Annotated in this window: 1 pseudogene; it reads left to right on the top strand. The window is 61.7% G+C overall.

The window, feature by feature from the left end:
- Positions 1-57: 57 nt before the first annotated feature.
- Positions 58-779: pseudogene (locus tag UB48_RS25320) on the top strand (hypothetical protein); the annotation flags it as partial.

The following is a 779-nucleotide window of genomic DNA, read 5'->3' as shown; positions in this document are numbered from 1 at the left end:
AGCCGTCATCGGACTGCCTAGCATCGACGACACGACCATGGCACAGGAAGACCTGCTATGCCCGAGCACAGAATCGAATCGTTAAGCGCCTTGCGCGCACTGATTCCGCCACCACCGGCGATGATGCACAAACGACTGCAGCGCAAGTTGGATGAGCACTGCCTGCTGATGATCCGCCAAGCGACGGTTTGCGCCGTCGGCTTCGCCGACCCGAGGTTAGATATCGAGTACCTCGATTTGCGCCACCATCCAGTGTTACGGGCCGAGGGCCAGGACATCTTGCTGCCCTGGCCGGCAGACAAAGCGATCTCACAGCAGCCGATAGAGGAAATGGCCTGCAGTCTGTATTTCATCCTGCCCGGCGTGGGGTTCAGCCTGCGCGCCAATGGCCGGGGCTCTCTGCGGGCCGGAAAGCTGTTGGAGTTTCGCGCCGAGGCGCTGTTCCTGCACTGTTCGCGAGCCAAGGTACGCGCCGATTTCTGGCGGGCCAGAGAGTACACCACGCCCTTTTTAGCTGACACAGGGCAGGCCTTGTCCGAGCCAGCGCAGGCCTTTATCGCCGCCTCGCCGTACCTGCTGATGCTTACGCAGCGCCAGGTCGACGCCACCGAGATGTCGCCACGAGGTGACCCGGCTGGTTTCGTACAGGTACTGGATCGCCACACTCTGCTGGTACCGGAACGCCCTGGCAACAAGGTTGCCTGCAGCCTGAGCAATATTCTCGTCGATGGCGCCTTGCGCCTGTCCTTCCTTCAGCCCGGCGCCGACACGGTTTTATC

The organism is Pseudomonas sp. 2(2015) (assembly GCF_000955865.1).
In the GTDB taxonomy this organism is placed as follows: domain Bacteria; phylum Pseudomonadota; class Gammaproteobacteria; order Pseudomonadales; family Pseudomonadaceae; genus Aquipseudomonas.
The sequence above is the reverse complement of the archived record's forward strand: the minus strand, read 5'-3'. Positions and strand labels throughout refer to the sequence as shown.